Raw genomic sequence first — 656 nt, forward strand, 5'->3', positions numbered from 1 at the left:
CACGTCCACAGTGACGGGTTGCCTGCTTGCCGTAATGATGATTGCGACAAGCAGGCAACACGTCCACAGTGACGGGTTACCTGCTTGTCGCAACGACGCGTGTGACAACTTCGGACTCTCTGTCCACACTCATAAACACCTCTATCACGCATTCGGTTACAGTGGCGATCGTCAACGTTACCGTTGTAAAGCGTGCCAAAGCACTTTTGTCGATAAATGGTCTGGCGCCAATAAAAAGCTGCAGTTTCAAGAAAACCTGATGGGCCTTTTGTTCACCGGTTATTCCGTGCGCGAAATTTGCCGCAAACTCAGCATCAACCCAAAAACGTTTTATGATCACGTTGACCACATCGCCAGTCGTTGTCGTCGTAAGCTCGCGACCATTGATGCTCGTTGGGTTAATCACGCCAGTCACTACGAGTTGGCTTCCAGCTACATTGCCTTGCAGCCACACAGCAATAATGGAGTGTACTGGATTGTGTCTGGTGAAGCGCACTCGGGCTACATTCTTTGCCAACACGTGAACTACTCTTCGGATGAAGAACCTATCGCGACGCTGGATCACAACCCGTACGACGAAGTTTCTCGTTTTGTCTCTCAAGAGTACACAGCGGAAGCAAGTGAGCCACCAGCGGAACCTTCTAATCACCTTAGAG

General features: G+C 50.3%; 1 protein-coding gene. It reads left to right on the top strand.

The genetic code is table 11. The features are described from left to right. A partial coding sequence (locus R8N49_RS27810; RefSeq protein ID WP_412034927.1) for a transposase occupies window positions 1-656 on the top strand: 656 nt, incomplete at both ends.

It is taken from the genome of Vibrio sp. 1978 (genome assembly GCF_033344345.1).